Source organism: Acidovorax carolinensis, assembly GCF_002157145.1.
GTDB classification, from domain to species: Bacteria; Pseudomonadota; Gammaproteobacteria; order Burkholderiales; family Burkholderiaceae_C; genus Acidovorax; species Acidovorax carolinensis.
On record NZ_CP021361.1, the window covers coordinates 2,558,468 to 2,575,231 of the forward strand.

The following is a 16,764-nucleotide window of genomic DNA, read 5'->3' on the forward strand; positions in this document are numbered from 1 at the left end:
GAGCTTATGCGCCCAGATGCTTGGCGTGCAGGCGGGGGATTCCATTGATCAGCACACCACCCACCGTGTAGAACGAGCCAAAGACCACGATTCTATCAGCGGGGTCTGCCGCAGCCACCGCTGCCTGCAAGGCCTGCAAGGGGTCGGCGTGGACACTGGAGGTCACCTGCCGCCGGCCACCCGACACCATCTGCAACGCGTTCCATTTCTGCTGCAATACGGCGCCTGCTTCCGCGCGAGGCGTGGGCAGATCGGTGAAATACCAGTGGTCCACCAGCGGCCCCACCTTGGCCAGCATGGGCGCAAGGTCCTTGTCGGCCATGGCACCAAACACCGCGTGCGTGGCCGGAAAATAGCCCATGGCGTCCAGGTTGGCCGTGAGTGCCGCCACCGAATGGGGGTTGTGCGCCACATCCAGCACCAGCGTGGGCTGCCCGGGCACGATCTGGAAACGGCCCGGCAATTCGACCAGTGCCAACCCATTGCGCACCGCCTGCGCCGTTACGGGCAGGCGCGTGCGCAGCGCTTCGAACGCCGCCAGCACCCCCGACGCATTCACCAGCTGGTTGGCCCCGCGCAGCGCCGGATAGGCCAGCCCTGCATAGCGCCGCCCCCGCCCGGCCCAGCTCCACTGCTGCTTGTCGCCAGAAAAATTGAAATCATGGCCAAAACGCCAGAGATCAGCCCCCATTTCACGCGCATGGTCGATCACGCTTTGTGGCGCCATGGGATCGCTCACGATCACCGGGCGGCCCGTGCGCATGATGCCGGCCTTTTCCCGCCCGATGCTCTCGCGGTCCGGCCCCAGGTATTCGATGTGATCAATGTCGATGCTGGTGATGATGGCGCAGTCTGCATCGATGATGTTGGTGGCATCGAGCCGGCCGCCCAGCCCCACCTCCAGAATGGCCACATCCAGCAGGGCGTGGCTCATCAGCCGCAGGATGGCCAGCGTGGTGAATTCGAAGTACGTCAGCGAAACATCGTTGCCGTTTTGCGTTCTGGCGCTTTCCACGGCTTCAAAGTGCGCTATCAGATCAGAAGCATTGACAGCTTCGCCATGCACGCGGCAGCGCTCTTCGAAATGCACCAGGTGCGGCGAGGTGTACACCCCGGTGCGAAAACCCGCCTGCTGGGCCACGGCCTCCAGCATGGCGCAGGTGGAGCCCTTGCCGTTGGTGCCGGCGACGGTGATCACCGGGCAGTCAAAACGCAGACCCATGCGGGTGGCCACTTCACGAACCCGATCCAGGCCCATGTCGATGTTCTGAGGGTGCAGCTGTTCGCAATGGCGGAGCCAGCCTTCCAGGGTGTGGATTTTGGTGTGCATACGCGAGCGATTGTCGCCGAGGGCGAACTATCGGGGATGATGGCGGCCATGAAGACACCTCTCATCACGTTGTACGGAATCCCCAACTGCGACACGGTCAAGAAGGCGCGCGCCTGGCTCACCAGCCACGGACTCGAATACGCCTTCCACGACTTCAAGAAACAGGGCGTTCCCGCTGAACGCCTGCCCGACTGGCTGGCCGCCGCAGGCTGGCAAAAGCTGGTGAACCGGCAGGGAACCACCTGGCGCAAGCTCGACCCGGGCGCCCAGGCGGCCGTGCAAGACGATGCCAGCGCCAGTGCGCTGATGCAGGCGCAGCCCAGCATCATCAAGCGCCCGGTGGTGGAGTGGCAAGGGGGCCAGCACAGCGCCATCACGGTCGGCTTTGATGCAGCCCAGTGGCAAGCACTGCAGGAAACGCTGTCCAGTGAATGAACCAGCTCAACCGGTGAATTGCCGCGCTGATCTTTACGCAGATTTACGGGCCCGTGCCGAGTGATTGACGCGGCGCGCCTAAACTTTTTCCCGGTCTGGTGCGTTATGCACCGAACCGTCAGGAGTTTTGTCATGAAAAAGATCGCCCTATTTTCCGTTCTGGCCGCCGTGGCCACTGTCGCGGCAGCGCAGGAACAAGGCCGCGTGCTGTCAGCCACGCCCGTGGTGCAGCAAGTGGGCATACCGCAGCAGGTGTGCGGCAACGAAACCGTCTACAGCGGCTCGCGCAACTCGGGCGCGGGGGCCTTGCTGGGCGCCATTGCCGGTGGCGCGGCCGGCAACGCGGTGGGCCATGGCGGCGGGCGCGCTGCAGCCACCGCCTTGGGCCTCATCGGCGGCGCAGTGCTGGGCAACCAGATCGAAGGCAATGGCCAGCCCCAGTACCAGAACGTGCCGCGCTGCACCACCGAGACGTATTACGAAAACCGCACCATGGGTTACGACGTGGTGTACGAATATGCCGGGCGCCAGTACAGCACCCGCACCCAGACCGATCCGGGTGGCTGGATCCCCGTCAGCGTCCAGCCCCTGACCGGCAACCCGGGGCAAAGTTATTCCACCCAGCCCGATCCTTATGGGCCGCAGGGCGGGTATGCGCAGCCCGGGGTAGTCACGTCCACTTACCCCGCCTACCCGGCCCAGCCCGCCTATCCGGCGCAGCCCACCTATGCGAGCCCGCCCGTGACGGTGATCGAGTACGGCTATGGCCGTCCCTACTACCCGGCCCACCGCAACCCTTACTGGCGCTGATGCGCGTTCGGCGGTACCAGAGCCCCTTGATGGGGCTCTTTTTTTGCCCGCCGCGCCGGCAAACCTCGGCCCGCCCGGACGCCGCCGCGCTGCGGCCACGCCCCCTGCCCTAAAATCTCGCGTTTCCCTCTTTCTATCTACCCGCGCAACCATGACCACCGAAAAAATCGACGGCGTGTCCGTCACGACCAAGGCCAGTGTGTATTTCGACGGCAAGTGCGTGAGCCATGGCATCACGTTCCCCGACGGCACGAAGAAGTCGGTGGGCGTAATCCTGCCCGCCACGCTGACCTTCAACACCGGCGCTCCCGAGATCATGGAAGGCGTGGGCGGTTCGTGTGAATACAAGCTCGATGGCACCGACACCTGGGTGAAATCTGGCGCGGGCGAGCAATTCAGCGTGCCGGGCAACTCGAAGTTCGACATCCGCGTGACCGAGGCCTACCACTACATCTGCCACTTTGGCTGAAATTCATAGCGTTTTTGGCCTTCAGCGCTTATTTGGCAAGCGCCAGTAGCTATTATTTTTGAGAAATTCCATGGCAACCATCCTCCAACATCTCCCTCTCGGCCAGAAGGTCGGCATCGCGTTTTCCGGTGGCCTGGACACCAGCGCGGCCCTGCGCTGGATGAAGAACAAGGGCGCACTGCCCTACGCCTACACGGCCAACCTGGGCCAGCCCGACGAACCCGACTACGACGCCATCCCGCGCAAGGCCATGGAATACGGCGCCGAAGCCGCGCGCCTGATCGACTGCCGCACGCAGCTGGCGCACGAAGGCATCGCCGCGCTGCAGGCTGGCGCCTTTCACATCAGCACCGCTGGCGTGACGTACTTCAACACCACGCCGCTGGGCCGAGCCGTCACGGGCACCATGTTGGTGTCGGCCATGAAGGAAGACGACGTCCACATCTGGGGCGATGGCTCCACCTTCAAGGGCAACGACATCGAGCGCTTTTACCGCTATGGCCTGCTCACCAACCCCTCGCTGCGCATTTACAAGCCCTGGCTGGACCAGCAGTTCATCGACGAACTCGGTGGCCGTGCCGAAATGTCGGCCTTCATGACCAAGGAGGGCTTCGGCTACAAGATGAGCGCCGAGAAGGCCTACAGCACCGACAGCAACATGCTCGGCGCCACGCACGAGGCCAAGGACCTGGAGTTCCTCAACAGCGGCATCCGCATCGTCAATCCCATCATGGGCGTGGCGTTCTGGAAGGACGAGGTCGTGGTGAAGGCCGAGGAAGTCTCGGTGACCTTCAACGAAGGCCAGCCCGTGGCCCTGAACGGCAAGGAATACACCGACCCGGTCGAGCTGATCCTCGAAGCCAACCGCATCGGCGGCCGCCACGGCCTCGGGATGAGCGACCAGATCGAGAACCGCATCATCGAGGCCAAGAGCCGCGGCATCTACGAGGCCCCAGGCCTGGCGCTGCTGCACATCGCCTACGAGCGCCTGGTGACCGGCATCCACAACGAAGACACCATCGAGCAGTACCGCATGAACGGTCTGAAACTGGGCCGCCTGCTCTACCAGGGCCGCTGGTTCGACCCCCAGGCCATCATGCTGCGCGAAACCGCCCAGCGCTGGGTGGCGCGCGCCATCACCGGCACCGTGACGGTGGAACTGCGCCGCGGCAACGACTACTCGCTGCTCAACACCGAATCGCCCAACCTGACCTACGCACCCGAGCGCCTGTCGATGGAAAAGGTGGAAGACGCGCCGTTCAGCCCGCTGGACCGCATTGGCCAGCTGACCATGCGCAACCTGGACATCGTGGACACGCGTGCCAAGCTCATGACCTACGCCAAGTCCGGCCTGCTGACCCTGGGCCATGGCTCACCGCTGCCACAGTTGAGCGACGAATCCTGAGCGAGCGGCCTTGCCGCTGCGCCAACCAGAAACCGCCCTCGGGCGGTTTTTTCATGGTCTTTTCGGCCTGCAGCGCTTACAGAAAAAGCGCAAGCAGCTATAAAAATGGAAGCAATCCGGCGCGGATCACCACACCACGGGCTCGGGCTCCAGCCGGATGCCGAAGCGCTCGTACACGCTGGTCTGGATGGCGCGGGCCAATGTCATCACCTCGCCGCCGGTCACGCTGTGGGCGCCCTGGCCCCGGTTGACCAGCACCAGCGCCTGCTTTTCGTACACGGCCGCCTTGCCCACGCTCTTGCCCTTCCAGCCGCAGGCGTCAATCAGCCAGCCGGCGGCCAGCTTGATGCTGCCGTCGGGCATGGGGTAGTGCACGATCCTGGGTTCGCGCGCGATGATGTCGGCGCACTGGTCTGGCGTCACCGTGGGGTTCTTGAAGAAGCTGCCCGCGTTGCCCAGCACCGCCGGGTCGGGCAGCTTGGCGCGGCGGATGTCGCACACCCAGTCGAAGATCTGCTGCGCCGTGGGCTGATCGACACCGGCCTCGACGCGCCGCCGCTCCAGATCCAGATACCCGAGCACCGGCTTCCACGGCCGGGGCAGACGAAAACGCACATGGGTGATCACGGCGCGGCCCGCCAGGCCCATGCCGCGCGGCAGGCCCCCATCGACCGGCGATGGCGATGGTGCGTGCTTGAACACCGAATCGCGGTAGCCAAACGCGCACTGGGCCGCATCGAGCGTGAAACGCTGGCCAGTGGCCAGGTCCACCGCATCCAGTGACTCAAACCTGTCTTGCAGCTCCACGCCATAGGCGCCGATGTTCTGCACCGGCGAGGCCCCCACGGTGCCTGGAATCAGCGCCAGGTTTTCGAGCCCCGGAAATCCCTGCGCGAGTGTCCAGGCCACCGTGTCGTGCCACACCTCGCCCGCACCGGCCTCGACGATCCAGGCCCGGTCGGTTTCTTGCACCAGGCGCAGGCCCTTGATCTCCATCTTAAGCACCACGGGTTTGACATCGCCCGTCAGGATGATGTTGCTACCCCCGCCCAGCACCCACTTCGGCAAGGAGGCCAGCTGCGCATCCGCCAGGACGGCGTGCAGATCTTCCACGGAACGCACCCGAACCAGGGTGTGGGCGCGTGCAGCGATGCCAAAGGTGTTGCAGGGCTGCAAAGGGACGTTTTTCTCGACTACCATTGGCCCGATTGTCGCACCGGGGGCCAGCGCGCCTGTCCGGACCACTACGTTTTCCGAGAGACCACCAACAGCCATGCCCTCTTTTGACACCATCTGTGAAGCCAACCTCGTTGAAGTGAAGAATGCGGTGGAAAACACCGTGAAAGAGATCACGACCCGCTTTGATTTCAAGGGCACCTCGGCCAGCATCGAGATCAAGGACAAGGAAATCACCATGGTGGGCGATGCCGAGTTCCAGCTCACCCAGATCGAGGACGTGCTGCGCAACAAGCTCACCAAGCGCAACGTGGATGTGCGCTTTCTGGACATGGGCGATGTGCAGAAAATGGGTGGCGACAAGGTCAAGCAGGTCATCAAGGTGCGCAACGGCATCGAGAGCGAGCTGGCCAAGAAGCTGCAAAAGCTCATGAAGGAAAGCAAGCTCAAGGTGCAGGCCGCCATCCAGGAGGACAAGGTGCGCGTGACGGGCGCCAAGCGCGACGACCTGCAGGCGGCCATGGCGCTGATCCGCAAGGAAATCAACGACGTGCCGCTGTCGTTTGACAACTTCCGCGACTGACCTGCGGTCCCGGCCCGTTTCGCCGCCCCACGCATTGCACCGTCGCACAGCTGCCGTCCACCATGAAAAACCACCTGTTCCGCCCTGGCGCAGCGCTGCTGGTCGCCGCGCTGCTGGCACCCCTGTTGGCGCGCGCTCAGTCGGTGGCCCTGGGCGGCATTCTGGGTAGCAAAGCCCTGCTGATCGTGAACAACAGCGCGCCCCGGGGCGTTGGGGCCGGAGAAGCCCATCAGGGCGTGAAAGTGGTCAACGTCGGCAAGGACGAGGCCGTGGTGGAAATCGCGGGCGTCCGGCGCACCCTGCACCTGGGCGAAGCCCCGGTGAGCGTGGGCAGCACAAGCAGCGGCAGGCGCGTTGTGTTGACCGCCGACAGCCGGGGTCATTTTGTGAACAGCGGCACCATCAACGGCAGCACCATGCAATACATGGTGGACACGGGCGCCTCCACCGTGGCCATCGGCCGCCCCGATGCGGAACGCATGGGCCTTAAATACCTGAGCGGCCAGCCCGTACGCATGAGCACCGCCAATGGCGTGGCCCAGGGCTGGCGCATGAAACTCGATTCGGTGCGCATCGGTGATGTCGAGGTGTTTGGTGTTGAAGCCATCGTCACGCCGCAGCCCATGCCCTTTGTGCTGCTGGGCAACAGCTTTCTGACCGAGTTCCAGATGACCCGTACCAACGACCAGATGGTGCTGGAAAAGCGCCACTGATCCACTGCCCATGTCCGTCCGACATTCCCCCGGCAACCAGCGCCACGATGGCGAGTATGAAGACCTGCTGAGCCTGTGGTCCGATCTGGAGTCGGCATTGTCGGTCGTGCTTTCCACGCCGCTGCGGGTGCAGGATTTTCCGGCCAAGGTGCGCCAGATCGACCGCTGGCTGCAAGACCTGGTGACCCACGATATTGACGCCGCGCTGTACCTGATGTTCCAGCTGGCCTCCACCTCCACGGTCGGCTACAGCGCATCGCACGCCGTGGTGTGCGGCACCCTGTGCCACATCATGGCGCAGGAACTGCAACTGCCCAGCCGGGAGCGCGACAGCCTGGTGCGTGCCGCACTCACCATGAATATCGGCATGACGGCGCTGCAGGACGTGCTGTCCGAACAGCGTGAAAAGCCCAGCTCCGCGCAGCAGGACGCGATTCGCAACCACCCCCAGGAAAGCCAGGCCTTGCTGGAACGCCTGTTCATCACCGACAGCCTCTGGCTGGACGTGGTGGGGCAGCACCATGCCAGCATTTCCGACCGCGTGCCGCTGGCCAACCAGGAGCCGCAAGACCGGCTGACCCGCATCCTGGGCACCATCGACCGCTACGCCGCCATGATCAGCCCCCGCAAGTCGCGCGCCGGGCGCAGCGCCACCGATTCGGTGCGCGCCATCGTGGGCCACGAAGTCGATCAGCGCGACGAGGTGAGTTACACGCTGGTGCGCTCGGTGGGGCTGTGCCCGCCCGGCACTTTTGTGCGCCTGGACAATGGTGACACGGCCATCGTGCTGCGCCGGGGCGAAAAGGCCAACCAGCCCCTCGTGGCAAGCCTGCTCGATCGCGCGGGTGCGCACCACGCTCGGCCAGGCATCTACGACACCGCCACCACGGGCAAGCCGCGCATCCAGTCGGCACTGGCCCGCTCCGCCGTGACGGTGGAGCTCAACCACCGGACAATGGTGCGGCTGGGGCTGTATGCAGCGACACCGCACAACTCGGGCCTCATGGGGCTGGTGACGGCTGGCGGAGCCCTCTGAGCGTTCTTCGACAGCGCCAGAGCCTGCCCGCCCCAACACAGTTCGCCCGCGAAGCCAGGCGATGCGCTACGGCTTGTGCTTGGGCGCAGGGGCCGCCTTGGAACCGCCCAGGCGCGACTCCTTGCCTTCGATCAGGCGCCGGATGTTGTCCTTGTGGCGCCAGGCCAGCAGCATGGCCATGATGGCAATGGCCACGGCAATGCTGGTCTCTGCATACCAGACCACGCCGCTGACCAGCAGGTAATACACGGGCGCAAACACCGCCGCCACCAGCGAGGCCAGCGACGAATAGCGAAAGAAAAAGGCCACGATGAGCCAGGTGGCCGCCGTGGCCAGCCCCAGCCAGCCGCTGATGCCCAGCAGCACGCCTAAAGCGGTGGCCACGCCCTTACCCCCCTCGAAACGGAAGAACACGGGCCACAGGTGCCCCAGAAACGCCGCCAGCCCCACCAGCGCGATGGTGCCGTCTTCCAGGCCATAGGGCTTGCCAAACCAGCGCACCAGTACCACGGGCAGCCAGCCCTTCACCGCATCCAGCAGCAAGGTCACGATGGCGGCGGCCTTGGAACCCGAGCGCAGCACGTTGGTGGCGCCGGGGTTCTTGCTGCCATAGGTGCGCGGGTCGTTCAGCCCCATCAGGCGCGTCACGATGACCGCAAACGACAGCGAGCCCAGCAAGTAGGCAGCCACAGTGGCAAGGACGGGATACACGGCGTTCAAATCAACTCCTTCGAGGGAACAACAACGCGGCGCAGGCGCGCCGGGGCGGCCTATTCTGCCAGCGCGCAGTGCACCGGCGTGGCACCCAGCAACTGAACGCACACCTGCGGGTCGATCTGCACCAGAAAACCGCGCCGCCCGCCATTGATGGCAATGCGCGGCAGCTCCAGCACCGACGCTTCGATGTACACCGGCATGGTCTTGCGCGTGCCAAACGGCGAGGTGCCACCCACCAGATAGCCGCTGTGGCGGTTGGCGACCTCGGGCTTGCACGGATCGACCGACTTGGCACCAATCTGCCGCGCCAGGTTCTTGGTGGACACCTTGCAGTCGCCATGCATCAGCACGATGAGCGGCTTTGCGTCCTGGTCCTGCATCACCAGGGTTTTGACGACCATGTGCTCATGAAGCCCCAGGCTGGCGGCACTGTGCGCGGTACCGCCATGCTCCACATAGTCATAGGGGTGTTCGGTGAACGCCACCTGGTTTGCCTTGAGCAGTTGCGTAGCGGGGGTCTCGCTCACATGCGCGCCCTTGCCGTCTTTCTTGGCCATGATTGCTTCAAAAATATAGCTGATAGCGCTTTACCAGAAAGCGCTGAAAGCTGATTTCAGGCTCTTCTAACGAATAGTAGTGATGGCATGCTCCGTACGTCCTCAAACAGCGTTTTTGGAGTACGGCGTTTATCGAGTGCATCACTAGCATTCGCTAGAAGAGCCTGATTTCATCTCAAATTGCGGGATCACCCACCTGCCAGCGAATCTGGTCGATGGCCGCCAACAAGTCGGGCGAAAGCGTTGTGCCCCAGGCGGCCAGGTCTTCGTCGAGCTGCGCCAGCGAAGTCACACCGATGATGGTGCTGGCCACACGCCAGTTGGTGTAGCAAAAGGCCAGCGCCAATTGCGTGGGCGTGAGGCCATGCTCGCGCGCGAGCTGGTTGTAGCGGCGGGCAGCGGCCAGCGCCTCGGGCCTACCCCAGCGCTGCTTGCGCACCGATTCATAGCTGGCAATGCGGGCGCCCTGGGGCGCATCAGGCCCTTCGATGCCACTGGCGTCGTATTTGCCCGTGAGCAGGCCAAAGCCCAGCGGCGAATAGGCGAGCAGCGACACGTTCAGGCGGTGGCAGGTTTCGTCGAGCGCGTTGTCGTAGCTACGGTTGATCAGGCAATAGGGGTTCTGCACCGTGGCCACGCGCGGCAGGCCATGCTGCTCTGCCAGGCGCACGAACTCGTGCGCGCCGTAGGGCGTTTCGTTCGACAGGCCGACATGGCGCACCTTGCCGGCCTTGACCAGGCCGGCCAGCGCCTGCAGCTGCTCGTGGATCGGCGTCTGCGCGGTTTCCTTGGCCGGGTCGTAGTATTTGATGCCAAAGGCCGGCACATGGCGCTCGGGCCAGTGGATCTGGTAGAGGTCGATCACATCGGTCTGCAGGCGGCGCAGGCTGCCCTCGCACGAGGCCACGATGTCGGCGGCCGTCATGCCTTTGCCCTCGCGAATCCAGGGCATGCCGCGCGAGGGCCCGGCCACCTTGCTGGCCAGCACCAGCTTCTGGCGCGCGCCCGGGTTCTTGGCAAACCAGTGGCCGATGATGGTTTCGGTGGCACCAAAGGTTGGCGCCCGGGCCGGCACGGCATACATTTCGGCCGTGTCGATGAAATTGACGCCGCGCTCCAGCGAGCGATCGAGAATGGCATGGGAATCGGCCTCGCTCACCTGCTCGCCAAAAGTCATGGTGCCCAGGCAGATGGGGGTGACATGCAGGTCGCTCTGACCGAGCTGGATGGTTTTCATGCAGGCTCCAAAAATGATGTGGCGCAGTGTAAGAGCTGCTTTGGCCTGGCCGCTTGCCGCCGACGGATCGCTCAGTGCGCCAGGGGGGCATTCCCTGGCCACCCCGACCTGGCGCAATCGGCCAGCACCCGGCAGTCTTGTGGTTGACAGCCATCGCCCGCAGCGCCTTCAATAATGCCGCCATGTACCCAGCACTCCGCACCAGCCGCAGCCACTTCATCCCCTTGCGCACCCTGCGCTACCACCTGCACATCTGGGGCGAGGCCGCTCCATGCAGCACCCCGCTGGTGCTGCTGCATGGCTGGATGGATGTGGGCGCGTCCTACCAGTTTGTGGTGGATGCGTTCTCCGAGGCCTTTGCAGCGGGACGCCAGATCATTGCGCCCGACTGGCGCGGCTTTGGCCAAAGCCGCCTGCCCTCGCCCTGCGATCACTATGTGTTTGCCGACTACCTGGCCGACCTCGACCAGCTGCTCGACCAGTTGGTGGGCGAGCAGCCCATTGATCTGGTAGGCCACAGCATGGGCGGCAACGTGGCCATGATGTATGCGGGCGTGCGGCCTGCGCGCATCCGGCGCCTGGTCAACCTCGAAGGTTTCGGCCTGCCGGCCACCCGGCCCGACCAGGCCCCCACCCGGTATGCGCAATGGATGGACGAAATGAAGCAGCTGCCGCAGGGCGGCATGGCCCTCAAGGCCTATGACAGCGCAGCCGGCGTGGCCCAGCGCCTCATGAAAACCAACCCGCGCCTGTCACAGGACAAGGCCGACTGGCTGGCCCGGCACTGGGCCGCGCCCAACGCCGCTGGGCGGTGGGAAATCCTGGGCGACCCGGCCCACAAGGTCACCAGCGCGCAGCTGTTTCGCCTCGACGAAGTGCTGGCCATTTACGCAGCCATCAGCGCACCCACGCTGGCCGTGGAAGCCTGCGATGACAGCCTGGGCCGGTGGTGGAAGGGCCAATACAGCCTGGACGAATACCACCAGCGCCTGACCCATGTGCGCAACTGCCGCGTTGCCGTGGTGCCGGACGCCGGCCACATGCTGCACCATGACCAGCCCGATGCGGTGGCGGCCCTGATCGAGCAGTTTGTCGGTGATATGTAAGAAAAATGGTGCTTGCGCTTATGCGCCAAGCGCAAGTAGCTATCATTTTTGATATTTTGTGGCGGATATCCCGCCTGCTGCGGCGCGCGGCGGGCCGGCCGGAGGGCATTGGGCGCCAGGGAGCTGGTCCCATGAGAAAATCACGGGTTATTCCACAAGACACCCAGGACAAGACCATGGACGCAGAACGTATCAACCTCATCGGCAACACCCTCTCCGACCTGACCGTGCGCACGCAAGAGTTACGGAGGTATCTTTGACTTCGATGCCAAATTCGAACGTCTGCGCACGGTAAACGCCTCGCTGGAAGACCCCGCGGTCTGGAACGACCCCAAGAAAGCCCAGGAATTGGGCAAAGAGAAAAAATCGCTCGACGGCGTGGTGCTCACGCTCGACAAGCTCACGCGTGAGCTGGCCGACAACGCCGAGCTGTTCGAGATGAGCAAGGAAGAAGGCGACGAAGCCGGCCTGCTCACCATCGAGGCCGAAACTGCCAAGCTCAAGCCCGAGATCGAGCAGCTCGAATTCCGGCGCATGTTCAGCAACGAGGCCGACCCGCTCAACTGCTTTGTCGACATCCAGGCTGGCGCCGGCGGCACCGAGGCCTGCGACTGGGCCAGCATGCTGCTGCGCCAGTACCTCAAGTACGCCGAGCGCAAGGGCTTCAAGACCACGGTCGAAGAAGAAACGCCGGGCGACGTTGCCGGGCTCAAGAGCGCCACGATCAAGATCGAGGGCGAATACGCCTATGGCCTGCTGCGCACGGAAACCGGCGTGCACCGCCTGGTGCGCAAGAGCCCGTTCGACAGCTCGGGCGGGCGCCACACCAGCTTTGCCAGCCTGTTCGTCTACCCCGAGATTGATGACTCGATCCAGATCGACATCAACCCGGCCGATGTGCGCACCGACACCTACCGCGCATCGGGCGCGGGCGGCCAGCACATCAACAAAACCGACTCGGCCGTGCGCCTGACGCACATCCCCACGGGCATCGTGGTGCAGTGCCAGGACGGCCGCAGCCAGCACGGCAACCGCGACATCGCCTGGCAGCGCCTGCGCTCGCGCCTGTACGACCACGAGATGCGCAAGCGCCAGGAAGAACAGCAAAAACTCGAAGATACCAAGACCGATGTGGGCTGGGGTCACCAGATCCGCAGCTATGTGCTGGACAACAGCCGCATCAAGGACCTGCGTACCGGCGTCGAAATTTCGGCCACCCAGAAAGTGCTGGACGGCGATCTGGACGCATTCATCGAAGCCTCCCTCAAGCAGGGCGTTTAAGGAAAACCCATGTTGCTACTGCGTGACGGTCAGGGCCCAGCGCCCGCCATTCATCGCGCCGACTACCAGGCCCCGGCCTGGTGGATCGACACCGTCGACCTGACGTTCGACCTGGACCCCGCCAAGACCCGCGTGCTCAACAAGATGCGCCTGCGCCGCAACCCCGACGTAGCGGCACAGCCGCTGCGCCTGGACGGCGAAGATCTGAACCTGGCGCGCGTCATGGTCAATGGCGGCGGCACCTCGTTCAAGATGGATGGCAACCAGCTGGTGCTGGAGAACCTGCCCGAAGGCACCGAGCCCTTCGACCTGGAAATCTTCACCACCTGCGCGCCCGCCAAGAACACGCAGCTCATGGGCCTGTATGTGAGCCAGGGCACGTTCTTCACGCAGTGCGAGGCCGAGGGCTTTCGGCGCATCACCTACTTCCTGGATCGGCCGGACGTGATGGCCAGCTACACCGTTACGCTGCGTGCCGACAAGGCGCTGTACCCGGTGCTGCTCTCCAACGGCAACCTGGTGGACAGCGGCGCCATCGAAGACGGCCGCCACTTCGCCAAGTGGGTCGATCCGCACAAGAAGCCCTGCTACCTGTTCGCCCTGGTGGCGGGCAAGCTGGTGGCGCGCGAGCAGAAAATCCGCAGCCGCTCGGGCACCGAGCACCTGCTGCAGGTGTATGTACGCCCCGGCGACCTGGGCAAGACCGAGCACGCCATGAACTCGCTGATGCACAGCGTGGCCTGGGACGAGGCCCGCTTTGGCCTGCCGCTCGATCTGGAACGCTTCATGATCGTCGCCACCAGCGACTTCAACATGGGCGCCATGGAGAACAAGGGCCTGAACATCTTCAACACCAAGTACGTTCTGGCCAGCGAAGCCACCGCCACCGACACCGACTTCGGCAACATCGAAAGCGTGGTGGGCCACGAGTATTTCCACAACTGGACGGGCAACCGCGTAACCTGCCGCGACTGGTTCCAGCTCTCGCTCAAGGAAGGCCTCACGGTCTTTCGTGACCAGGAGTTCAGCCAGGATCTGGCCGGCAGCCCGTCGGCCCGCGCCGTCAAGCGCATCGAAGACGTGCGCGTACTGCGCACCGCGCAGTTCCCCGAGGATGCCGGCCCCATGGCCCACCCGGTGCGGCCTGACAGCTACATCGAGATCAACAACTTCTACACCGTCACCATCTACGAAAAGGGTGCCGAGGTGGTGCGCATGATGCACACGCTGGTGGGCCGCGAAGGCTTTGCCAAGGGCATGAAGCTGTATTTCGAACGCCATGACGGCCAGGCCGTGACCTGCGACGATTTCGCCCAGGCAATCGCCGACGCCAACCCCACCAGCGACCTGGCACGCCTGCTGCCCCAGTTCAAGCGCTGGTACAGCCAGGCCGGAACGCCCCGCGTGCAGGCAACGGGCCAGTACGAAGCGGCGACCCGCAGCTACACGCTCACGCTCACGCAAAGCTGCGCCCCCACGCCCGGCCAGAGCGCCAAGGAGCCGTTCGTCATTCCGGTGGAACTGGGCCTGCTCAGTGCCAACGGGGCCGCCCTGCCCTTGCAGATGGCGGGCGAAAGCGCCACGGGCGCCGTATCGCGCACCGTGGTGCTTACCGAGCCCACGCAAACGCTCACCTTCGTGCAGGTGGATGCCGAGCCGGTGCCCTCGCTGCTGCGCAACTTCAGCGCCCCGGTGGTGCTGGACATCGAGTACTCCGATGCCCAGCTGCTCACGCTGCTGGCGCACGATGCAGACGCCTTCAACCGCTGGGAAGCAGGCCAGCGACTGGCGCTGCGCACCGCTATCAATGCAATAGCTAATAGCGCTTATGAAACAAGCGCTAGCGGCATTTTTGACCATCAAGTTGTTGGCGCCGACTTCATCGAAGCCATGCGCAGCGTGCTGCGCAACCCGGCGCTGGACGCGGCCTTCAAGGAGCTGGTACTCACGCTGCCGTCCGAGACCTACATCGCCGAGCAACTCGAAGTGGTGGACCCACAGCGCATCCACGCTGTGCGCGAAGCCATGCGCGAACAGTTGGCACTGGCCCTGCAAACCGACTGGGAACGGGCCTGGGAGCAAAACCAGGACACCGGCGGCTACCGCCCCGACCCGGTCTCGTCGGGCCGCCGCGCCCTGAGTGGCTTGGCGCTGCACATGCTGTGTATCGCTGCCAGGCGCACCGGCGATGTGGTCTGGCCCGGCAAGGCCTACCAGCGCTTCAAGGTGGCGGCCAACATGACCGACCGCTTCAACGCCCTCACCGCCCTGGTGGCCAGCGGCAGCGAACTGGCGGCCCCGGCCCTGGCACGCTTTCACGCGCTGTTCAAGGACGAGCCGCTGGTCATCGACAAGTGGTTTGCCCTGCAGGCGGGCGCGCCCGACCGCGGTGGCAATGTACTGCCCGCCGTGCGCCAGCTCATGCAGCACCCGGACTTCAGCTTGAAGAACCCCAACCGCGCGCGCAGCGTGATCTTCAGCTACTGCAGCGCCAACCCCGGCGCCTTTCACCGGGCGGACGCGGCCGGCTACGTTTTCTGGAGCGACCGCGTGATCGAACTCGACGCCATCAACCCGCAGGTCGCCGCACGCCTGGCGCGCGCCCTGGACCGCTGGAAGAAGCTGGCCGAACCCTGGCGCAGCGGCGCCCGTGAGGCCATCGCCCGCGTGGCCGCACGCCCCGACCTGAGCAACGACGTGCGCGAGGTTGTCACCCGCGCACTGGCTGATTGAAGTGCCCCCTGAGCCGCTTCGCGTCCTCCCCCTCAGGGGGACGCCACCCTTGGCCCGGCAAAGCCGGCTCCACGGTGGCACTGGCCTGAGACGCGCCAGTTTTAACGGCTTCGCGGAGCGTGCGGCGACATGCTGAATTAATGAAAGGAAATTTTGAGATGGCAAAAAACATCAGCCTGACCCGCTACCTGGTCGAACAGCAACGCGTGGACGGTCTCATCCCCGGCCAACTGCGCCTGCTGCTTGAAGTGGTCGCGCGGGCCTGCAAGAGCATCAGCCACGCCGTCAACAAAGGCGCCCTCGGTGGCGTGCTCGGCAGTGCCGGCAGTGAGAACGTGCAGGGCGAAGTCCAGAAAAAGCTCGACATCATCGCCAACGAGGTGCTGATCGAGGCCAACGAATGGGGCGGCCACCTGGCCGGCATGGCCAGCGAGGAAATGGACGGCATCTATGTGGTGCCCAACCGCTACCCCAAAGGCGAATACCTGCTGCTGTTCGATCCCCTCGATGGTTCCAGCAACATTGACGTGAACGTGAGCATCGGCACCATCTTCAGCGTGCTCAAGATGCCCGAAGACGACCGCGGCGTGGATGAAGGCGACTTCCTGCAGCCTGGCAACCAGCAGGTGGCGGCAGGTTATTGCGTTTATGGACCACAGACCACGCTGGTGCTCACGGTGGGCGACGGCGTGGCCATGTTCACGCTTGACCGCGAACAGGGCTCGTTCGTGCTGACGCAAGAAAATGTGCGCATTCCCGAGGACACCAAAGAATTCGCCATCAACATGAGCAACATGCGCCACTGGGACGAGCCCGTGAAGCGCTACATTGATGAGTGCCTGCAGGGCAAGGAAGGCCCGCGCGGCAAGGACTTCAACATGCGCTGGATCGCCAGCATGGTGGCCGACGTGCACCGCATCATGACCCGCGGCGGCATCTTCATGTACCCCTGGGACAAGCGCGAACCCCACAAGCCCGGCAAGCTGCGCCTGATGTACGAGGCCAACCCCATGGGCTGGCTCATCGAACAAGCTGGCGGCGCCGCCACCAACGGCAAGCAACGCATCCTGGACATCCAACCCACCCAGTTGCATGAACGCGTCAGCGTGATCCTGGGCTCAAAAAATGAGGTGGACCGCGTGACAAGCTATCATTCCAAGCTATAATTGCAGGCTT

The 16,764-nt window shown here is 64.3% G+C and carries 16 protein-coding genes; 11 read left to right on the top strand and 5 right to left on the bottom strand.

The window, feature by feature from the left end:
- Positions 1–4: 4 nt before the first annotated feature.
- The gene (gene folC, locus CBP34_RS11945) at positions 5–1,330 is read right to left on the bottom strand and encodes a bifunctional tetrahydrofolate synthase/dihydrofolate synthase (RefSeq protein ID WP_094098136.1); all 1,326 of its coding nucleotides are present in this window, start codon (positions 1,328–1,330) and stop codon (positions 5–7) included.
- A 36-nt stretch (positions 1,331–1,366) separates the two neighbouring features.
- Between folC and CBP34_RS11950 the strand changes: the two genes are divergently transcribed.
- The 4 genes from CBP34_RS11950 to argG all read left to right on the top strand — a co-directional run bounded on the left by CBP34_RS11950 (position 1,367) and on the right by argG (position 4,449).
- Positions 1,367–1,765, top strand: a complete 399-nt coding sequence (locus tag CBP34_RS11950; RefSeq protein ID WP_418134724.1) for an ArsC family reductase — start codon at positions 1,367–1,369, stop codon at positions 1,763–1,765.
- A 132-nt stretch (positions 1,766–1,897) separates the two neighbouring features.
- Positions 1,898–2,575: a glycine zipper 2TM domain-containing protein gene (locus CBP34_RS11955; protein ID WP_094098137.1), complete on the top strand. Its 678-nt coding sequence runs from the start codon at positions 1,898–1,900 to the stop codon at positions 2,573–2,575.
- Positions 2,576–2,726: 151 nt separating this feature from the next.
- Complete coding sequence (ppnP, locus tag CBP34_RS11960; protein WP_086912721.1) at positions 2,727–3,044, top strand: pyrimidine/purine nucleoside phosphorylase; 318 nt, start codon at positions 2,727–2,729, stop codon at positions 3,042–3,044.
- A gap of 70 nt (positions 3,045–3,114) precedes the next feature.
- A complete protein-coding gene (gene argG, locus CBP34_RS11965; RefSeq protein ID WP_094098138.1) occupies positions 3,115–4,449 on the top strand; it encodes an argininosuccinate synthase in 1,335 nt (444 codons plus the stop codon).
- A gap of 126 nt (positions 4,450–4,575) precedes the next feature.
- Here the strand turns inward: argG and murB are convergent, their stop codons facing one another.
- Positions 4,576–5,649 carry a UDP-N-acetylmuramate dehydrogenase gene (gene murB, locus CBP34_RS11970; RefSeq protein WP_094098139.1) on the bottom strand — a complete coding sequence of 358 codons (1,074 nt, stop codon included), beginning with the start codon at positions 5,647–5,649 and terminating at the stop codon, positions 4,576–4,578.
- A gap of 73 nt (positions 5,650–5,722) precedes the next feature.
- Between murB and CBP34_RS11975 the strand changes: the two genes are divergently transcribed.
- The 3 genes from CBP34_RS11975 (at position 5,723) to CBP34_RS11985 (ending at position 7,957) form a co-directional block, all read left to right on the top strand.
- Positions 5,723–6,208, top strand: coding sequence for a YajQ family cyclic di-GMP-binding protein (locus tag CBP34_RS11975; RefSeq protein WP_024814772.1), 486 nt, complete (start codon positions 5,723–5,725; stop codon positions 6,206–6,208).
- A 62-nt stretch (positions 6,209–6,270) separates the two neighbouring features.
- A complete protein-coding gene (locus CBP34_RS11980) occupies positions 6,271–6,921 on the top strand; it encodes a retropepsin-like aspartic protease family protein (RefSeq protein ID WP_094098140.1) in 651 nt (216 codons plus the stop codon).
- 10 nt (positions 6,922–6,931) lie between these two features.
- The gene (locus CBP34_RS11985; RefSeq protein ID WP_086927631.1) at positions 6,932–7,957 is read left to right on the top strand and encodes an HD-GYP domain-containing protein; all 1,026 of its coding nucleotides are present in this window, start codon (positions 6,932–6,934) and stop codon (positions 7,955–7,957) included.
- 66 nt (positions 7,958–8,023) lie between these two features.
- On the opposite strand, the gene plsY is transcribed toward CBP34_RS11985, so the two are convergent.
- The 3 genes from plsY to CBP34_RS12000 all read right to left on the bottom strand — a co-directional run bounded on the left by plsY (position 8,024) and on the right by CBP34_RS12000 (position 10,468).
- Positions 8,024–8,677 carry a glycerol-3-phosphate 1-O-acyltransferase PlsY gene (plsY, locus tag CBP34_RS11990; protein ID WP_086912726.1) on the bottom strand — a complete coding sequence of 218 codons (654 nt, stop codon included), beginning with the start codon at positions 8,675–8,677 and terminating at the stop codon, positions 8,024–8,026.
- A 50-nt stretch (positions 8,678–8,727) separates the two neighbouring features.
- Positions 8,728–9,231, bottom strand: coding sequence for an aminoacyl-tRNA deacylase (locus CBP34_RS11995; protein WP_094098141.1), 504 nt, complete (start codon positions 9,229–9,231; stop codon positions 8,728–8,730).
- Positions 9,232–9,406: 175 nt separating this feature from the next.
- Positions 9,407–10,468: an aldo/keto reductase gene (locus tag CBP34_RS12000; RefSeq protein WP_094098142.1), complete on the bottom strand. Its 1,062-nt coding sequence runs from the start codon at positions 10,466–10,468 to the stop codon at positions 9,407–9,409.
- Between the two features lie 182 nt (positions 10,469–10,650).
- On the opposite strand from CBP34_RS12000, the gene CBP34_RS12005 reads away from it, so the two are divergent.
- The 4 genes from CBP34_RS12005 (at position 10,651) to CBP34_RS12020 (ending at position 16,754) form a co-directional block, all read left to right on the top strand.
- A complete protein-coding gene (locus tag CBP34_RS12005; protein ID WP_094099160.1) occupies positions 10,651–11,574 on the top strand; it encodes an alpha/beta fold hydrolase in 924 nt (307 codons plus the stop codon).
- A gap of 176 nt (positions 11,575–11,750) precedes the next feature.
- A protein-coding gene (gene prfB / locus CBP34_RS12010) for a peptide chain release factor 2 (RefSeq protein WP_157896466.1) occupies positions 11,751–12,855 on the top strand; the annotation gives its coding sequence in 2 pieces (ribosomal slippage) (positions 11,751–11,831 and positions 11,833–12,855; 1,104 coding nt in all).
- Positions 12,856–12,864: 9 nt separating this feature from the next.
- Positions 12,865–15,588, top strand: a complete 2,724-nt coding sequence (pepN, locus tag CBP34_RS12015) for an aminopeptidase N (RefSeq protein ID WP_208616329.1) — start codon at positions 12,865–12,867, stop codon at positions 15,586–15,588.
- 158 nt (positions 15,589–15,746) lie between these two features.
- Positions 15,747–16,754 (top strand): class 1 fructose-bisphosphatase, encoded by a 1,008-nt coding sequence (locus CBP34_RS12020; protein ID WP_094098143.1) that lies wholly within the window; start codon positions 15,747–15,749, stop codon positions 16,752–16,754.
- Positions 16,755–16,764: the final 10 nt, after the last annotated feature.

Coding starts and splice junctions, on each gene's coding strand:
- folC (WP_094098136.1), bottom strand. CDS start 1,330: ATGCACACCAAAATCCACACCCTGGAAGGCTGGCTCCGCCATTGCGAA.
- CBP34_RS11950 (WP_418134724.1), top strand. CDS start 1,367: ATGATGGCGGCCATGAAGACACCTCTCATCACGTTGTACGGAATCCCC.
- CBP34_RS11955 (WP_094098137.1), top strand. CDS start 1,898: ATGAAAAAGATCGCCCTATTTTCCGTTCTGGCCGCCGTGGCCACTGTC.
- ppnP (WP_086912721.1), top strand. CDS start 2,727: ATGACCACCGAAAAAATCGACGGCGTGTCCGTCACGACCAAGGCCAGT.
- argG (WP_094098138.1), top strand. CDS start 3,115: ATGGCAACCATCCTCCAACATCTCCCTCTCGGCCAGAAGGTCGGCATC.
- murB (WP_094098139.1), bottom strand. CDS start 5,649: ATGGTAGTCGAGAAAAACGTCCCTTTGCAGCCCTGCAACACCTTTGGC.
- CBP34_RS11975 (WP_024814772.1), top strand. CDS start 5,723: ATGCCCTCTTTTGACACCATCTGTGAAGCCAACCTCGTTGAAGTGAAG.
- CBP34_RS11980 (WP_094098140.1), top strand. CDS start 6,271: ATGAAAAACCACCTGTTCCGCCCTGGCGCAGCGCTGCTGGTCGCCGCG.
- CBP34_RS11985 (WP_086927631.1), top strand. CDS start 6,932: ATGTCCGTCCGACATTCCCCCGGCAACCAGCGCCACGATGGCGAGTAT.
- CBP34_RS11995 (WP_094098141.1), bottom strand. CDS start 9,231: ATGGCCAAGAAAGACGGCAAGGGCGCGCATGTGAGCGAGACCCCCGCT.
- CBP34_RS12000 (WP_094098142.1), bottom strand. CDS start 10,468: ATGAAAACCATCCAGCTCGGTCAGAGCGACCTGCATGTCACCCCCATC.
- CBP34_RS12005 (WP_094099160.1), top strand. CDS start 10,651: ATGTACCCAGCACTCCGCACCAGCCGCAGCCACTTCATCCCCTTGCGC.
- pepN (WP_208616329.1), top strand. CDS start 12,865: ATGTTGCTACTGCGTGACGGTCAGGGCCCAGCGCCCGCCATTCATCGC.
- CBP34_RS12020 (WP_094098143.1), top strand. CDS start 15,747: ATGGCAAAAAACATCAGCCTGACCCGCTACCTGGTCGAACAGCAACGC.